This window comes from Agarivorans sp. Z349TD_8, from assembly GCF_050870825.2.
Classification (GTDB): Bacteria; Pseudomonadota; Gammaproteobacteria; order Enterobacterales; family Celerinatantimonadaceae; genus Agarivorans.
In genome coordinates, this window is record NZ_CP194037.2 from 2,002,323 (window position 1) to 2,019,595 (window position 17,273).

General features: G+C 44.2%; 15 protein-coding genes. 10 read left to right on the forward strand and 5 right to left on the reverse strand.

The window, feature by feature from the left end:
* The first annotated feature begins 176 nt into the window (after positions 1 to 176).
* Together fadI and fadJ are read left to right on the forward strand one after the other, a co-directional pair.
* Positions 177 to 1,484: an acetyl-CoA C-acyltransferase FadI gene (gene fadI, locus ACRRS1_RS09145; protein WP_432467937.1), complete on the forward strand. Its 1,308-nt coding sequence runs from the start codon at positions 177 to 179 to the stop codon at positions 1,482 to 1,484.
* On the forward strand, positions 1,484 to 3,607 hold the full coding sequence (gene fadJ / locus ACRRS1_RS09150; RefSeq protein WP_432467936.1) for a fatty acid oxidation complex subunit alpha FadJ: 2,124 nt from the start codon (positions 1,484 to 1,486) through the stop codon (positions 3,605 to 3,607). Before fadI ends, fadJ begins: the two co-directional genes overlap by 1 nt.
* A 54-nt stretch (positions 3,608 to 3,661) precedes the next feature.
* On the opposite strand, the gene ACRRS1_RS09155 is transcribed toward fadJ, so the two are convergent.
* The gene (locus ACRRS1_RS09155; protein WP_432467935.1) at positions 3,662 to 6,451 is read right to left on the reverse strand and encodes an insulinase family protein; all 2,790 of its coding nucleotides are present in this window, start codon (positions 6,449 to 6,451) and stop codon (positions 3,662 to 3,664) included.
* A gap of 156 nt (positions 6,452 to 6,607) precedes the next feature.
* Here ACRRS1_RS09155 and sixA point away from each other — a divergent pair, with 156 nt between their 5' ends.
* Both sixA and ACRRS1_RS09165 read left to right on the forward strand, forming a co-directional pair.
* Positions 6,608 to 7,072 (forward strand): phosphohistidine phosphatase SixA, encoded by a 465-nt coding sequence (gene sixA, locus ACRRS1_RS09160; RefSeq protein WP_432467934.1) that lies wholly within the window; start codon positions 6,608 to 6,610, stop codon positions 7,070 to 7,072.
* A 186-nt stretch (positions 7,073 to 7,258) separates the two neighbouring features.
* Positions 7,259 to 7,468, forward strand: coding sequence for a DUF1107 family protein (locus tag ACRRS1_RS09165; protein ID WP_432453476.1), 210 nt, complete (start codon positions 7,259 to 7,261; stop codon positions 7,466 to 7,468).
* A gap of 30 nt (positions 7,469 to 7,498) precedes the next feature.
* On the opposite strand, the gene smrB is transcribed toward ACRRS1_RS09165, so the two are convergent.
* On the reverse strand, positions 7,499 to 8,038 hold the full coding sequence (gene smrB, locus ACRRS1_RS09170; protein ID WP_432453475.1) for an endonuclease SmrB: 540 nt from the start codon (positions 8,036 to 8,038) through the stop codon (positions 7,499 to 7,501).
* A 62-nt stretch (positions 8,039 to 8,100) separates the two neighbouring features.
* Between smrB and prmB the strand changes: the two genes are divergently transcribed.
* The 5 genes from prmB to ACRRS1_RS09195 all read left to right on the forward strand — a co-directional run bounded on the left by prmB (position 8,101) and on the right by ACRRS1_RS09195 (position 12,142).
* Positions 8,101 to 9,024: a 50S ribosomal protein L3 N(5)-glutamine methyltransferase gene (gene prmB, locus ACRRS1_RS09175; protein WP_432453474.1), complete on the forward strand. Its 924-nt coding sequence runs from the start codon at positions 8,101 to 8,103 to the stop codon at positions 9,022 to 9,024.
* Positions 9,025 to 9,035: 11 nt separating this feature from the next.
* Entirely contained in the window at positions 9,036 to 10,124 is a 1,089-nt protein-coding gene (gene aroC, locus ACRRS1_RS09180; protein WP_432453473.1) for a chorismate synthase, read from the forward strand.
* Between the two features lie 54 nt (positions 10,125 to 10,178).
* Positions 10,179 to 10,706: an elongation factor P hydroxylase gene (locus ACRRS1_RS09185; RefSeq protein WP_432453472.1), complete on the forward strand. Its 528-nt coding sequence runs from the start codon at positions 10,179 to 10,181 to the stop codon at positions 10,704 to 10,706.
* 13 nt (positions 10,707 to 10,719) lie between these two features.
* The gene (locus ACRRS1_RS09190; protein WP_432467933.1) at positions 10,720 to 11,883 is read left to right on the forward strand and encodes an ATP-NAD kinase family protein; all 1,164 of its coding nucleotides are present in this window, start codon (positions 10,720 to 10,722) and stop codon (positions 11,881 to 11,883) included.
* Between the two features lie 70 nt (positions 11,884 to 11,953).
* On the forward strand, positions 11,954 to 12,142 hold the full coding sequence (locus ACRRS1_RS09195) for a hypothetical protein (protein WP_432459192.1): 189 nt from the start codon (positions 11,954 to 11,956) through the stop codon (positions 12,140 to 12,142).
* Between the two features lie 167 nt (positions 12,143 to 12,309).
* Here ACRRS1_RS09195 and ACRRS1_RS09200 read toward each other — a convergent pair whose 3' ends face one another.
* Entirely contained in the window at positions 12,310 to 13,272 is a 963-nt protein-coding gene (locus ACRRS1_RS09200; protein WP_432453470.1) for a diguanylate cyclase, read from the reverse strand.
* Positions 13,253 to 14,314 carry a response regulator gene (locus ACRRS1_RS09205; protein ID WP_432453469.1) on the reverse strand — a complete coding sequence of 354 codons (1,062 nt, stop codon included), beginning with the start codon at positions 14,312 to 14,314 and terminating at the stop codon, positions 13,253 to 13,255. Before ACRRS1_RS09205 ends, ACRRS1_RS09200 begins: the two co-directional genes overlap by 20 nt.
* A gap of 287 nt (positions 14,315 to 14,601) precedes the next feature.
* Between ACRRS1_RS09205 and ACRRS1_RS09210 the strand changes: the two genes are divergently transcribed.
* On the forward strand, positions 14,602 to 15,174 hold the full coding sequence (locus tag ACRRS1_RS09210; RefSeq protein ID WP_432467932.1) for a DUF922 domain-containing protein: 573 nt from the start codon (positions 14,602 to 14,604) through the stop codon (positions 15,172 to 15,174).
* On the opposite strand, the gene mnmC is transcribed toward ACRRS1_RS09210, so the two are convergent.
* Positions 15,160 to 17,187 carry a bifunctional tRNA (5-methylaminomethyl-2-thiouridine)(34)-methyltransferase MnmD/FAD-dependent 5-carboxymethylaminomethyl-2-thiouridine(34) oxidoreductase MnmC gene (gene mnmC, locus ACRRS1_RS09215; RefSeq protein WP_432467931.1) on the reverse strand — a complete coding sequence of 676 codons (2,028 nt, stop codon included), beginning with the start codon at positions 17,185 to 17,187 and terminating at the stop codon, positions 15,160 to 15,162. The two genes, ACRRS1_RS09210 and mnmC, sit on opposite strands and share 15 nt — an antisense overlap.
* Between the last annotated feature and the right edge of the window lie 86 nt (positions 17,188 to 17,273).

Below are 17,273 nucleotides of genomic sequence, written 5' to 3' on the forward strand. Positions count from 1 at the left end.
CATCCTCTAAATTGTCTGTCGCTTGCGGATAATAAAGCACTCTTGCTTAGGTCTCAAAAAATTTCCTTTAAATTTGGTAATTTAATATCAGTTTTAAGCGCTTGTTTGAAATTTGTAAATAAAAGGTTAATATACTGTCGTGAGGTCTGACCTCTTCATCGATGAAGGATACTTGAATGCACCAACAACAATCTTTAAGCACGGCCAATGGCGCTCGTATCGCCGTAGTCGCCGGTTTGCGCACCCCTTTTGCTCGTCAAGCGACAGCCTACCATGGTGTTCCTGCAGTTGACCTAGGAAAAATGGTGGTGAATGAATTAATTAAACGCGTTGATCTGGATGTGAAGCAGATCCAGCAGCTGGTGTTTGGTCAGGTGGTGCAAATGCCCGAAGCACCAAATATCGCTCGTGAGATTGTGTTAGGTACTCAATTGGATGTCTCAACCGATGCTTATAGCGTGTCGCGCGCCTGTGCCACCAGCTTTCAGGCAGCGGTTAATGTGGCGGAATCGATTATGGCCGGAACCATTGATTGTGGCATTGCAGGGGGCGCTGATTCTTCCTCGGTATTACCCATAGGGGTGAGTAAAACCCTGGCCAGAAGTTTGTTGGATTTGTCGAAGGCTCGCAGCGTTGCCCAGCGCTGGCGTATTATAAAGAAGCTGCGTTTTAAAGACATGTTGCCGGTTCCGCCAGCCGTCGCAGAGTACTCGACTGGAATGTCTATGGGGCAAACGGCGGAACAAATGGCCAAAAAACACGGTATTGCACGTGCCGCTCAAGATCAATTAGCCGTACGTTCCCATCGTTTCGCCCATCAAGCTTGGCAAGAAGGCAAACTTGATGGAGAGGTGATGACCGCCTATTCAGAGCCATATCGTAGCTTTCTGAGTCGGGATAATAATGTGCGTGGTGATTCCAATGAGGAGAAATTGGCTCAGTTAAAGCCGGTCTTTGACCGTAAACATGGTTCCGTTACTGCGGCCAATGCCAGTCCGCTGACTGATGGTGCTGCGGCGGTACTGTTGATGCGCGAAGATAAGGCCAAACAAATGGGTTTGCCTATTTTAGGATATATTCGTAGTTATGCCTTCTCTGCTATTGACGTCCATGAAGACATGTTGATGGGCCCCTCCTATGCAACCCCTATCGCCTTAGATAGAGCTGGAATTAGCTTACAAGATCTGGACTTGATTGAAATGCATGAGGCTTTTTCGGCGCAAACTCTGGCCAATATTAAAATGTTTGCCAGCGATGAGTTTGCCAAGTCGATCGGCCGTGAGAGAGCCTTAGGTGAAATCGATATGGATAAATTTAATGTACTGGGTAGCTCTATTGCCTATGGGCATCCCTTTGCAGCGACAGGGGCTAGAATGATCACCCAGATGTTAAATGAATTGGGCCGCAGAGGGGGGGGGTTAGGCTTAACCACTGCCTGCGCCGCGGGTGGTTTAGGGCTTGCAATGGTATTGGAGGTTGAATAATGGAAGCGGCAAATTTTAGTTTAAGCATCGAAGCGCAGCTTGGGCTGTTAAAAATTGATGTTCAAGGCGATAGCATGAATACCCTTAAAGCTGAGTTTGGCCCTCAGTTAGATGTCATCTTGGCTGAATTGGAAGGGCAAAGCCAGTTAAGAGCTTTGGTTATTTATAGTGGAAAACCGGATTCTTTCATTGCTGGCGCTGATATTAGTATGCTCGACGCCTGCGCGACTGAGCAAGCCGCGCAGGCTCTCTCTCAGGCTGGCCATCAAGTATTCGCGCGTTTAGCTGGCTTACCTTTTCCGGTGATTGCGGCAATTCATGGTCCTTGTTTGGGAGGCGGTTTAGAGCTGGCGCTTGCTTGTGATTATCGTGTTTGTAGTACCGCAGAAAAAACTAACCTTGGCCTACCAGAAGTACAGCTAGGCTTGCTTCCTGGTGGTGGTGGTACTCAGCGTTTACCTAAATTAATTGGTTTACAGCGGGCTTTGGAAATGATGTTAACCGGTAAGCAGCTTCGCCCTAAACAAGCCTTGAAAAGTGGATTGGTGGATGACATTGTGCCGCAGAGCATTTTGCTGGAAGCGGCCAAGAAGTATGTGGGCAAGCCAAAACGGAAGCCGAAGGCTAAGTTGAGTTTGTTATCACGATTGTTGGAAGGTAATCCCTTGGGCCGTCAATTGTTATTCTCGCAAGTGAGCAAACAAACCTTGAATAAAACACGGGGCAATTATCCGGCACCGCCGCAGATTATCGCCTGTGTACGATCGAGTGTTGAGCAAAGCGCTGAGCGGGCTTATCAACAGGAAGCTGAACGTTTTGCAAGTTTAGTGATGAGCCCAGAATCGGCCGCTTTACGTCGTTTATTTTTTGCCGTCAATGCGCTAAAGAAAGATCAGCTGTTTGCTGGGGTTTCTCCCCATCCAGTTGAGCGAGTCGCGGTGCTAGGCGGCGGCTTAATGGGAGCCGGAATTGCCTTTGTCTCTGCCACTAAAGCTAAGGCTCAGGTTCGGATTAAAGATGTCAGTGAACAAGGCGTGGCGGGGGCTTTAAATTATGCCTATCGATTGCTCGATAAAAAGCGGCGACGTCGCTTCATTAGTCATGCTCAATTGCAAAAACAAATGAGTGCGCTGAGTGGAACCACTGATTTTAGTGGTATGAGCAATGCTCAAATGGTTGTTGAGGCGGTATTTGAAGATTTGCCGTTGAAGCAGCAGATGGTTGCTGATATCGAGCAACATTGTCAGCCGAAGACTATTTTTGCCAGTAATACTTCATCCTTACCGATTGCTCAAATCGCGGTAAATGCGGCTCGCCCAGCGCAGGTGATTGGTTTGCATTATTTCAGCCCGGTAGAAAAAATGCCCTTGGTCGAGATTATTCCGCATCAAGGCACCAGCGAGCAAACCATTGTAGATACCTTGCAGTTTGCTCGTCAGCAGGGGAAAACGGCGATCGTGGTGAAAGATGTGGCAGGTTTTTATGTGAACCGTATTTTGGCCCCTTATATCAATGAAGCGGCCCGCTTGTTATTAGAGGGACAAGCGGTTGAACACATCGATAAGACTATGCTTGATTATGGTTTTCCTGTGGGGCCGATGAGCTTGCTCGATGAAGTTGGGATTGATGTTGGCTCGAAGATTGCGCCGATCTTGGAAGCCGAATTTGGCGCTCGATTTAAAGCCCCAGAGGCTTTTGCAAAATTGATTGAAGATAAGCGTTTAGGCAAGAAAAATGGCCGTGGCTTTTACTTATACAGCAAGCATAAAAAATCCAAAGCGAAATCGGTCGACCACGCGGTGTATAAGCTGCTTGGGGTGACGCCACAGCCGGCGATTGAAGCCTCACAGGTGAGTGAGCGTTGTGTTTATATGATGTTAAATGAAGCGGCTCGCTGTTTGGACGAAGGAGTGATCCGCAGTGCTCGCGACGGTGACTTAGGCGCCATATTTGGCATTGGATTTCCGCCTTTCTTAGGAGGGCCATTTCGCGCCATGGACCAGATCGGTATTACAAGATTAGTCGATCAGCTCAGAGCGATGGAAGCGAACTATGGGGAACGATTTAGGCCCTGTGAGTCTTTGCTGAAGATGGCAGAGCAAGAGTTACGCTATTATCCGTAAAGAGCGGTCCAGAGCCCAAGCGAAGGCTTGGGCTCTGCAGCGTTTGGATTTCGCCTAGTTATAACTATACAACTTAGATGCTTGCTGAAATTTGACCCGACTGGTAATTGTATCACCGGTTTCTAAACGATGGGTATTCAGGGCATCCTGATTGTGATTTCCTCCACCATGACTATAAACCACCACCCGGTCACGCTTTTTACTCTTTAAGCTCATCATAAAGCGGACTAAATCCCGTCGTTCTAGTTTTTCAATACAAGCGGCCGCTGCTTGGCGCTGATTAAAGCTGAGATCTTTATTACCAATGCTGACCCAAAAGCGCTGGGCGCGGGTGCGCATGTTACTTTCCCGCTCTAGTATTTGAGCAATTAAACCCTGTTTACTATGACGCCATTGGGCATCACTTAGTTCAAACATCAGTACAGGGAAATCATCGAGAAAATCGTTGATGGCATCAAGCAAGGTTTGTGGGCGGCCATGCGGGGATTGCACATAAAAAATAATCCCAGGGTGGCGATTTAGGGGAAGATTACCGGTGCCAACGATGTAGCCCAATTGCTGTTTGGTTCGTAATTCGTTGAAGAAGGTAGAAGTCATTATATGATTACTGAGGGTATATAGGGCGATATTTTCAGAGCTTAGATCATCACTTTGGTAATAAATCATTAAGGCAGAGTCACTTTGTTGGCAATCAACCTCATATAGCAGTGTACCTTGACCTTGAATACTAATCAGTTTTCGCGGTGTTTCTTTTGAGGGGATGGTATTTGGAGAGACCTCTTGTAGGATAAATGTGCCTAACTCAAGGATTTCTGATTGCGGCCAATTTCCATAGGCAAGCATTTCTATATGAATGTTTTGGTAGAGCGTTTTCACAAAATCAGGCAAGTGTTCTAACTCGACGTCGTTAAGTGCAGCTAATAATTCGCTGGGTGGCGGATTGTTTGGTTGTAGTAAAGATGTGAGCTGACTGAACAGTTGTGAGATTGGTTTTATTTGAGTTTGATTTTGCCAATGCTTACGCAATTGCTGCTTAATGATGTCAAAACGGGCGCGTTCAAAGTGACCAAACTTGCGATTATTTAAGATCATTTTAAGCAATAGAATTTGTTTATCGCTGAAACCGGATAAATGTAAAGTATAGCCCCCCTGATGAGCATAAAGCTGATAAGACATTCCAGCTATCTCTGCCTGATAAGTCATTTCGCTGAGATGATCGAGCATCAACTCAACCATCAGCCGAGTACAAACAATATTTCGTACCGAGGCGACAGCATAACTCGAGTCAACCGATAAATAGAGATGGCCCTTAGGTACTTTAAACTCGGGTTCATTGCTGAACCATAAACGAAAACCAGCTTGATCGATTAACAGTTGTGGTTTTGCTTCGTGACCATCAACTTTGGTGAGTGGGGCCTTATTGTAGCTGAGAAAAGGGTTGCTGCTGGGGAGTTGCAAACCATTCAGTAATTTTGGGCTATTCCAGCGCGCTAAACGCTCAGCTTCGATGCTTTTTACCGCATAAGGGGTGAAGTACCATTTTGCTACTTTGTCACATTGTTGATTGGGGGATACCACATTGATCCGCATATTGTGTGGTTCTAATTTACTTAGGCAGTGCTTGATTAAATCGTGATCATAAGACTCCATAGCATAGTCTGCGTATATCACGTCTTCTGCGGGGTAGTGCTGGAGATTAATTGCAAGATGTGAGACGAAGTCGATTGCTCTCGATTTTTCTTGATATAAAAAAGCACGTTCAAAAACTTGTTGTTTTTCTTGATAGCGCCAAGCTTGCAAACCTTGTTGGTTAATGAGCTTTAAATAACTAAAAGTGGCATCAACAATTTGATCAATACATTCGACACCTTGATCGGTAAGACTATAGCTAATCGAAAAATCTTTAAAATTATGACCGCTAATCCCCCCTCCGGCAGCCATCGAATTAATTAGGCCTGCGTGACGTAATAAGGCCACTAAGCTGCCTGGTCCTTCATAGCCGAGTAAATGGGCGATATAGGTGAGCGGTTTAGTGCGATAGAACTTATCCATATTGCTAAAAGCAAAACTTAAGCTTAATTTTTTTACTTCTTTGACCGCTTGAATATGGCTTTCTATGCCGAGTTGTTCAGCCAAATATAAAGGGGGGAAGCTCAGTGGTGAGACATTTAAGCGTTGGATTGGACTAAATAATTGTTCTACGTAGAGTTCCAAGGTATCTAAAGTTTGAGGGCTAATTAATGCAAGAGTCATTAAATCGGCGGAATAGTGGCTTTGATAAAAGTTAATTAAATCATCGCGAATCGAAGACTCGGCATTGTCGCTTAAGGTATCAAGGTTACCTACCGAGAATTGACTAAAGGGGTGCGCTGGATTAACCGTTTCTTTGTGTACTTGGTAAATTCGACGTACATCATCTTTGAGTTTGAGCTGGTATTCAGAATTTACCGCCTGGCGTTCACGTTCCACTAAATCGGGATTAAAACAGGGGCAAATGAAAAATTGACTAAAGCGGTCTAATGCTTCATCGAACCATTGATGTTCAATATCGAAATAGTAGTTAGTATGTTCGGTCCCTGTCCATGCGTTGTTGCTGCCACCATGACGATTAATGAAATTTTGATATTCGCCAGCCACAGGGTAAGAATCCGTACCCAAAAATAACATATGTTCGAGGAAGTGAGCCAAGCCCTCTCGTCCCTTTGGATCGTTAAAATGACCAATGTTTACCGCCAGAGAAGCGGCTGACTTTTGCACGCTTTCATCTTGAATTAACAGCACCTTAAGACCATTGTCGAGGGTGATTGAACGATAATTTTTCGGATCATTGGGGCTGATACGCAAGGCAAGTGTCCTTGTTGAAGTGAGTCATATGATTATCAGTCTCTTGCGAGGAGCTTGCAAACTCTGATGGATGTTTTGTGGCATTTCAATTAAATTAGCAGCCGAAGAATCAAATATACGCGTTTATTCACCCTTATTAAAAAGAAGAATCATTCTATGCAAGTTTTTATTATGCGCCATGGCGAAGCAGAGATGTTTGCTAACACGGACAGCGAACGGGCGCTTAATCAAGCAGGCTTACAAGAAGTTGGCAAAATGGCGGCGTACCTAGCATCTAAACTGACCAAGCTTGACTATGTCTTGCTCAGTCCTTATTTGCGCGCGCAACAAACATGGCAGTGTTTGGCTGAATACTTACCTGAGCCATCTAGATTAATTGAAATGGAAGAGTTGACGCCTTCAGGAGATGAAGCTGCAGTGATTGGTTTAATTCATGAGCTCGGGATTGAACAACCGACAGCAACCGTGCTTGTCGTATCACATTTACCCCTGGTGGGTTATCTGGTGGGGGGGCTGGCTGCGGAAGCTGGTGCACCTTTGTTTAGTACCGCGGCCGTGGCTGAATTGAGCCTTACGGATAGTCATGATTTAGTTTCCTTACAACATCCAATTAGCTTGTGATATTCGGTTTTATATACTATGACAGTGTTGTTTGACCAGTTTATTGTTTAAAATCACAAAGGTTCCTAGTTTTTTGTACTTTTGGGATCTGGCTCGCGGAACCATTAATTAAGCTGCGAAAGTCTTAGAACAAGCTAAACTCTACTTGTATCATGATTGTGTTGAAACAAGTAGTGGACGCCTCAAATGAAAATATTTTCACGTTATTCGCCAGTTAAAATAGCTCGTTATGTTAAAGCATTTTTTAAAGGACGCTTGTATATCCGAGGACGCGGAGCTTATCAATTTCAAAATGGCAAGTTAGCCACACTACCGAATTATAAAACAGGCAAGCATCGGCAAACCGTGGCTGAAGTCAATCAACAAATTGATGACTTCAGAAAAAAAGCGGCTTAAAGCCGATCTGTATTTGATGAAAAAACCACTCTAAAGAGTGGTTTTTTCATATCCGGACTGAACCAATATGAGTAAGGCACTGGAGCCGCCGTGGTCTTTCGGCGCTTGATGAAAGGCTAATACCGCAGGATGCTGAGCAAGCCACTGCGGCACCTTGGTTTTCAGTATCTGTTGTCCATGACCATGCATTACCGAGGCAACATGGTAATGTTGTTGTTGGCATTCCACCAGCAGAGCGGCGATTTCTTGTTTGGCCTGACGCTGTGTGAGTCCGTGTAAATCTAACAAAATTTCAGGTTCGTAATCGCCCCGGCGTAATTTTTTTAGCTCATAGGGATCACAATCTGTACTTTGCCAGCGCATTGGTCCTTCGTCGGGCAGTAGCGGATGGTATTCATCAGAAAAGAAGAATTGCGCATTATTTAACAGAGCGCGTTGCTGTTTTTCCCTTTGTTGGCTTTTTTGCTTGATTCGTGTGGGCTCAAGACTTATTTTATCTTGTTTTATCTGGCGAACCCCTTTGAGGGCTTCCTTGAAGGCTAAAAAATCTTCGTCAGTTGGTTTTTTCATTTATTAATATCAGTTGTGCCTGAAGCCATTTATGGGTGATTGTACTTAATCTGGAGGCCAAATTGGAAAAGATATTTATCGAAGAAGCAATCGATGACTTACACACTATTCAAGATATGATCCGCTGGGCGGTGAGTCGATTTAATGCTTCAGGCGTTTTCTATGGTCATGGAACAGATAATGCCTGGGATGAAGCTGTGCAATTGGTGTTACCAAGCCTTCACTTACCCTTAGATGTTGATCCCGAAGTGCGACATGCTCGATTGACTCGTCAAGAACGTGGCCTGCTGGTGGAATTAGTGGTGAAGCGAGTTCAAGAGCGTTTACCCGTTGCTTATTTAACCAACAAAGCATGGTTTGCTGGACTCGAGTTTTATGTGGATGAGCGGGTATTAGTGCCTCGCTCGCCCTTTGCTGAATTGATTGAGACCCAATTTTCTCCTTGGTTAATTGAGTCTCCGCAGCGAATTTTAGACTTATGTACGGGGAGTGGTTGTATTGCGATTGGTTGTGCTTATGCCTTTGCAGAGGCTGAAGTCGATGCAGTGGATATATCTGAAGATGCGCTTGCAGTTGCAGAAATTAATATTCAAAACCATGGATTAGAGCAGCAAGTTACGCCAATCTTGTCGGATGGTTTTAAGGCACTACAAGGCTTAACTTATGATTTGATTGTGAGTAACCCGCCTTATGTTGACGCCGAAGATATGGGCAATTTGCCTGAAGAGTTTAAACATGAGCCCGAGTTAGGCTTAGCTTCTGGGTTTGATGGTTTACAATTAACTAAACAAATCTTGGCTGAAGCAGCAGCACATTTAAACCCGAACGGCTTATTGATTGTTGAGATCGGTAATAGTCAAGTTCATATGCAGCAGCAATTCCCAGAAGTTCCTTTTACTTGGATCGAATTTAGTAATGGCGGGCATGGGGTTTTCATTATTAGTCGTGAGCAATTGTTAGACTGCGGCTCGCTATTTAAACAGTAAGGATAGAGTGAATGGCAGGAAATAGCATCGGCCAACTTTTTAGGGTGACGACTTTTGGTGAAAGTCATGGTGCAGCATTGGGCTGTATTATTGACGGTTGTCCTCCAGGCTTAGAAATCAGTGAAGCGATTATTCAGCAAGATCTGGATCGTCGTAAACCAGGTACCTCTCGTTACACCACCCAACGTCGTGAAGCGGATCAAGTAAAGATATTAGCAGGTGTTTTTGAAGGCAAAACTACTGGTACTTCAATTGGTTTAATGATTGAAAATACCGATCAGCGTTCGAAAGATTATTCGAACATTAAAGATATGTTTCGACCGGGGCATGCCGATTATACCTACCATCAAAAATATGGTACTCGTGATTATCGGGGTGGTGGTCGTTCTTCGGCACGAGAAACTGCAATGCGGGTTGCTGCTGGGGTGATTGCGAAACAATATCTTAAGCAACAGTTTGGCGTGGAAATCCATGCTTACTTGAGCGAATTGGGTCCAATTAAAGCCGAAATTATTGATTTTGAACAAATCGAGCAAAATCCATTTTTCTTTCCCGATGTGAGTAAGCTCGATCAATTAGATGAGTTTATGCGAGACCTTAAAAAAGAAGGTAATTCTATTGGCGCCCGTTTAAGTGTGGTGGCTACGCAAGTACCTGTAGGACTTGGTGAACCCGTGTTTGATCGATTGGATGCCGATATTGCGCATGCATTAATGGGCATTAATGCGGTTAAAGCGGTAGAAATTGGTGATGGTTTTGCCGTCGTCAATCAAAGAGGCAGCGAACATCGAGATGAAATGACTCCCGAGGGCTTCAGTTCGAATCATGCTGGCGGAATTCTGGGGGGGATATCTTCGGGTCAAGATGTGATCGCCCATATTGCGTTAAAACCAACCTCCAGCATTACCGTTCCGGGTAAAACTATTGATAAATATGGTCAGCCGATCGAAGTTGTCACCAAGGGGCGTCATGATCCTTGTGTGGGGATCCGTGCAGTGCCAATTGCCGAAGCGATGTTAGCGATTGTATTAATGGATCATTGCTTGCGTCAAAGAGGGCAAAATGGCACGGTAAACACCGAAACGCCCATTTTGCGCTAAGTTAAATTTTGACGCGATATAGAGCCCTTAAGTTATCGACTTAGGGGCTTTATTTTGCCTAAACTGAGAGGCTCAGTGATGATTCTTGATGATGTCGAACAGTTGATTGGTTTGTTTAATCAAACTTTTGTGTCTTTTAATACGATTTTGGTCGAAGGCGACGAAGAACCAATTTACTTACCCGCCGATCAACGCTTTAGTCAACATCGGGTGGTATTTGCGCATGGCTTTTACGCCAGTGCCTTACACGAAATTGCTCACTGGTGTATTGCTGGTAATGCTCGACGTCAACTGGAAGATTATGGTTACTGGTATCATCCTGATGGTCGTGATCAATCGTTGCAGCAAAAGTTTGAACGAGTTGAGGTAAAACCACAAGCTATCGAATGTGCATTTTCTAAAGTGGCGGGTCGTACTTTTCAAGTGAGTGTAGACAACTTATCGGGTTATCAAAGCGATCGGCAAGCTTTTAGCCAAGCGGTACAGCAGCAGTTTTTAGATTTTCAAAAACAAGGTTTTCCATCTCGTGCTCAACAGTTTATTGAGGCTTTAGCAAAGCTACGAGCATCATTAAGCGGGTAACTCTGAGGGACTCATGATTAAAATTGGTTTGTTGATTAATCCGGTGGCTGGCATTGGTGGTAGTGTTGCTTTGAAGGGATCCGACGAAGTGGTTGAGCGCGCTTTAGCGATGGGAGCAGAAAAGAAAGCGATGCAGCGTGCGGTTCAGGCTTTGCAATGTTTAGTACCTTTGGCGGAGCGTTTTTGTGTCTTGACCGCATCGGGTGAAATGGGCGAACAAGTATGTCAGCAATTGGATTTTAATCATCGCGTACTCTATCAAGCCAATTCGCCAAGCAGCGCTGTGGATACCAAGGAGGCTGCTGCCCTGCTCAGCGAACAACGACTGGATCTACTGGTTTTTGTTGGTGGAGATGGCACCGCCCGCGATGTGCTTAGTGTTGTTGGATCGCAACAAAACTGTTTGGGTATTCCTGCCGGATGTAAGATCCACTCTGCCGTATATGGGGTCACGCCAAAGGCGACCGGGATGGTGATTGCAAAGTTGCTACGTGGTGAGATCTTGAGTTTGAAAGTTGCTGAGGTGATGGATATCGATGAACAGGCTTTTCGTCAGGGGCGGGTGCGAGCTAAGTGTTTTGGTGAAATGCGAGTGCCTGATGAGCTTCATTATGTACAAGCGACTAAACAGGGCGGCATGGAAGTCGAAGACCTTGTGTTACAAGATATTGCCGCAGAAGTTATCGAATTAATGGACGACCAGCAGTTTATTGCAGGATCGGGGTCGACTGTTGCCGCAATAATGCAGGAGTTATCACTAGCTAATACGCTTCTGGGAGTAGATTTGGTTAAAGATCGTCAAATCCTTCAACAGGATTTGACCGAAGCGGAGTTGATAAATAGAATAGCCTCCGTAAAAACGCAGTTATTACTAACAATTATTGGTGGCCAAGGTCATTTGTTTGGTCGAGGCAATCAGCAACTCAGCCCTCGGGTGTTGCGATTGATTGGCCGAGAAAATATTGTTGTGGTAGCGACTAAAACTAAACTTAAATCTTTGCATGGACGCCCGTTGATAGTTGATACTGGCGATACAGAACTAGATAAATATTTATCTGGAAGCATCAAGGTAATTACTGGTTACCGCGATTATATTATGTATCGAGTATCGAACCCTGAAAATGAGGTTACCGATGCTCAAAAATTATGTCTCCCTACTTCAGTTGTTCCTGAATAGTTACGAAAATAATCTTAATGCGCCGCCAAAAAATGTGGTGCAGTATTTGAACGATCACTTGGGAGTCGCTGTGACTCAAACAGAGTTAAGTCGCTGTCCGATGATCCATAGTTTAAAGTCTCACATGCATATGGCCTTACTTGATGCTTACTTTAATGGTGAGACTGATGAGACCATGCAGCTGCAAGCAGAAGCATTGTGGCGTGATATGATTCAATTTGCCGACAAACAACAGCAAGACATTACTGCGGTTGCTTAAAAATGGATTCAAGTCGATTTTAGTGTCTGGGTAGGATTATCGTTATACTAAACTCATTACTGATTGATTTTGCTTGCTCAGGTCCACTATGACTAGGTTTAAGTCGATAATTTAATGAGTCGAATGGCTAAAAAAGCAAAGCCTTGGCTTTGCTTTTTTTATTTGTTTTACTCTGGTTGATGGACGCTGGTTTGATTACGGCCTTGATCTTTACTTCGGTACAAGGCTTGGTCGGTATTGCTTAGCCATTCTTTCTCACTCGCTGTCTGTTTGTCTAGTTGGGCGATGCCTAAACTAATCGTAAAGGGGACTTCTACACCTTTAACTAACGGGTTCATCTGAGCTACTTCCAGACGTAACCGTTCAGCAAAAACTAAAGCATGTTTGGCGTCAGTATTGGTGAGGATGATTGCAAACTCTTCTCCGCCATAACGCCCCGCAATATCGGTTTTACGCATAATGTTGCGTAATGTCTCTCCAAGTAAGCTGAGGATTTTGTCTCCCGTGGGGTGGCCATAGTTATCGTTGATATGTTTAAAATGGTCAATATCAAACATCAGCAGCGATGTTGGTTGAGCCGTTCTGACATAGCGCTCATATTCTTGTTCCAAGCGATCTTGCCAGTAGCCACGATTGTAAAGTTGAGTGAGCTTGTCGGTACGACTGAGCACCTTAAGTTTTTCGTTTACTTTTATGGTTTCGAGTCTGTTGACTGCGCTATCGGTAACATCATAAATAATTAAACTAATATGAGTTACCACGCCGGTTAGAGAGGTGAGCGGGATAATGGTGATATTTTGATACATAAAATCTACCGTACCAGTGATTGGCCGATAGTTTTTAAATGGAAATACATGAGGACGTTGCTCCCAGGTTGTGAAAGCGCGGTTTTTTAAAAAAAATACCGAATCGATCTTATGTTTTAACCAGTCTTCGGGAAGCTCTGGAAATAAGCTAAATATGCTTTGGCGCTGGGCTTGGTCGGCGCGAAGACCACTATGCGCCTCCATAAAATTGTTCCAAATTTGAACATTATAGTCTTTGTCTAGTACGACCAAACCGACATCGATGGTTTGTATCATGTCTAGCATCCAGTGGAACTCGTTCATTTCATTTTGATGTTGGTTCATGATGATCAAATAAGTAAGAGATTTTATTGTTAAGTGTTGGCAAGGAATCTTCGGTAATCAACAGTAACAAGTCACATTGAATATTGTGCTTTTCAATGGTGTAGTTGATCTCAATAGCTAAAGTTTTTTGCCAGCGATGGGTATTGTTTGCGATTAGTTCACTAAGATTACAATGTTGACCTAATACAACGGGGTGTCCTTGTGAAAAGCCAAGGTCGAGTTGATCAGAGACGCCTTGTAAACATGCCCCAATCAGAATATTGGCGATGTCCATCAGCACTTCCAGTTGACCGTTATCGTCAAGTTGTCCTTTATATTTCATTAATTTAGACATATCGGTGAAGCTTGAATCATGAAATAGCAGTAACGCCTCTCCGGCAATACCTGCACCAATGAAACCTTGGCATACAGCTGACATTTGTTCATTTTCTTCAACCGAGCTCAGTGCCATATGTAGTTCACTGGTTTCCAAAATGTTGACATTGGGGATGGGTAATACAATAAATGTATCGAGCAAGCGAGCGAGTAAATCAGCGGCTCTGCCCATGGCAACGTTGGCTATTTCCTGATAATGGTCTCGATAATCAACGATTTTGGGTGACAAAGTGTCTTTTGCAGGCGCGGGCATTTGGTCTAAAGCCGCTAAATCGCTCTCTAACTCGAGTAATTGCTGGGACTCAACGATGCCATAAGCCAATAGTATTTCGTCAATTTTGGCTTTGTTTGTCGGTTTTTTTATAAAATCTAAGGCGCCGAGTTGTTTTACGCGAGAGTAGGCTTCTGGCTGAATATCTCCAGAGACTACAATGATCAGTGCTGGTAAATCATTGCTTTGAACTTGCTGTAGTACTTCGTAGCCATCCATGATTGGCATGTTTAGGTCGAGAAACACCACATCGCCTTTTCCTTGGCGAATTAAGTCTAAGCCTTCTTGTCCATTTGTGGCAAAGCTGATCTCGACATCCCAGCCTGGCGGTAGACTACGTGCCATTTGTTTTCTAGCGAGATTGGAATCATCGCAGATTAAAATAGGTAACGACATAATATATTATCAACTCTCCCTGTCTTTTTACAGTATGAGACGAAATGCCTTGTTTGCTAAGGCGGAAGCGGTAAAAGTTTACATTGAGGGGCTGCGCTTTGACGTTCTTCACAAAAACAGCCTTGGTTTTATATCTAAAGATAAGTTTAGTCGAGAAGTATTTGATTATTCGTTAAAGTTTTATGCTTAACTAAAACAGCTGATATGCTGAAAGCTCAAGTATTTAATATGTCCAATGACTTAAATCTCGATTTCGTGCCGATAATCGATTATCTAGAGGACCAAATGTGAGACGAGCGAAATGGAATGGTAGAGTTATCCTATTGGTTTTTATATTATTTTATCCAGTAGTCCATGCTGCGTCGGTACAAAGCGAGATCGAATATTATGATGTTAATGCGGGGGATTTAAAGCAACTTCGCGCTCAACTTATGTCTGAAGGCCCGCTGAAAAGAGGGCATCATTATAGTATTTCTGGACAATATTTGTTTAATTGGACTCCGAAAGTTGCGCGTAGAAATGCGCGTTGTGAGTCTTTAAGTCCCGAACTATTGTTACGCGCCGAGTTAATTATGCCGCGCTGGATAAGCCAAAGTAAAGCTGACTTTGCGACTCAACAATCATGGATAAGCTATATTGCTGCGGCCCAGCAATATCATCAAAAAATTGCTTGGCTCATTGAACAAAGTGCAGAACGTTTTGTTCAACAAACCAAAGGCTTGTCGGCTGCTGGTTGCCAACAACTAGAAGCGCTTATCAATGCTAAAGGGCGAGCTGCTTTAGCGAATGCGCGGCAAAAAATCCGAACCTACCAACGTCAAACTGCCTATGGTGAATCATTAGGTTTAACGATACCTTAATTCTAAGGGGCGATTTTTAAGTAGGCGTCGATTCCAAAATCGGTGTGGATGCAGATTATTTAAGGTGGATAGCTTCACAGGGATCGGTTCTTCACAAAGCTGAGCAGCTAACAATTCACCAGCAAAAGGCGCACTACAAATACCACGTGAACCAAAGCCTGTGGCAACAAAACAGCGAGGATAGGCGGGAGGACTTTGCTTCTGCCAGTTCAGTAAATAGTCGGGGTGATAGATCCGTTCTAGATCTGGTAATTGTCCTAATAGCGGGAAGTGGTCTCGCACTACACAGCGTATCGCGGCTCGGCCTTTTAGGTCCGCAAATTCAAGTTGTGTATTCCAACTTTGGGCTTGGCAATCGCGCAACGACTGTAAGTTCTCTTGGCCTTCTTGCTCATTGAGCTGGGTCTCTAAGTTGTTTCTTTTATAGCTCGCGCCAATGCAGTGTTGTTGATGATTGGCTGGCGTGAGGTAACCCTCATAACATAAGATTTTCTTTAGTTTAGAAAGCTGCGGGCTGCTCTGAATATGGCTCACTTGGCCACGCACTGGAGTGAGTGGTAATTGACGGCCTTGCTCTAACGCTAACAATTGGTGCGCATTGCAAAAAACTAGATTGTCATGCTCAATAGTGGCGTTTTCGAAGTGCAGTTGAACGCCTTGCTCTGCAATATCGAGTTTTTTAAGCTGATGCTGATATTGAATATTTAGTAGACCGCTATTTTGTGCCGCAATTAATAGCGCCTCAACACATTGCTTGGCATTGATCCAGCCAGCTTTAGGATAATATAAGGCTTCACTGGATAATTTTAAGCCCGCCAATTCACTCGCTAGTTCGGCAGAAACTATATCGACCAGCTCCTTAGGATAACCTGCTTGCACAATATTTTGATTTTTTTTGGCTGATTTACTATCGTGGCTTAATTGCAGTAGCCCACAATACTGATGTTCGATACTCAAGTTCTGTTGTGTTAACTGGGCAATGATTTGCCGTTGGTAGTTGAAGGCGTGTTGAAAAAAGTCACTCACATGTGGCTGATTAGGACTGAGCAGGGGGTAAACCGCACCTTGTCGATTCCCCGACGCTTCGGCTGCAGCTTGTGTCGCTTGTTCGTAAATGGTGACTTTGATGCCCCGCTTAACTAGCGCATAGGCGAGGCTGGCACCTGCAATGCCAGCTCCGATAATCGCAACATCGTCCTTTGCCTGGATGCCTTTACGATGATATAAACCTTGCGCTAGGCTAGGCAGCTCTTGAGCTGCCTGATATTGGCCGATTAGCATTTCTCGCTTTCGACCATAGCCTTTGGTTTTTCTTGCCTCAAAGCCTGCACTGATTAAGCCTCGTCTGACAAAACCTGCGGCGGTGAAGGTGGCGAAATTAGCTTCAGGAACGGACAATTTTGCCATACCATTAAATAAATCCTGCGACCACATGTCGGGATTTTTACTGGGAGCGAAGCCGTCGAGAAACCAGCTATGAACTAAACCTTCGTCAGGGCACGGTATTTCGGGAAGGTGCTGATGCACATCGCCGACCCAAATATCTAAGGTGATCGCAACCGGGCGGCTAAAATTTATGCGATGACATCCTGGTGTCATAATCTCTGGATAATATTTCACTAGCTGGCTGGCAAATTCATTTAATTCGGGCCACTGAGCTAAGGCTTGGCTTAGATCTTTTACTGCTAAAGGATGTTTTTCAAAGCTAATAAAATGCAGTCGTTTGACAGCCGTTGATGGCTGCTGAACTAAAAATTGTTGGTAGTGTTGCCAGGTGGCTAGAAAATTAAGGCCAGTTCCAAACCCAGTCTCGGCAATGACATAGCTGGTTTTATTGTGGTTAAGCCAACGTTCAGTAAGTTGATTTTGTTCAATAAATACATAACGACTTTCGGCTAATCCATCATCGATAGAGAAATAGACATCGTCGTAGTCGGTCGCCACTGGTGTGCCTTCGGGACTCCAATGGATGGTTGCAATGGTGCTGTTGTTCTCATTATTTGTCGAAGACAAAATTTAACCTCGATTTTTACTAGAAAGTTTAAGCGTACACGTGTACTCTCATCCGACCAGATTAAGCTGCAAAATGGGTAACATAG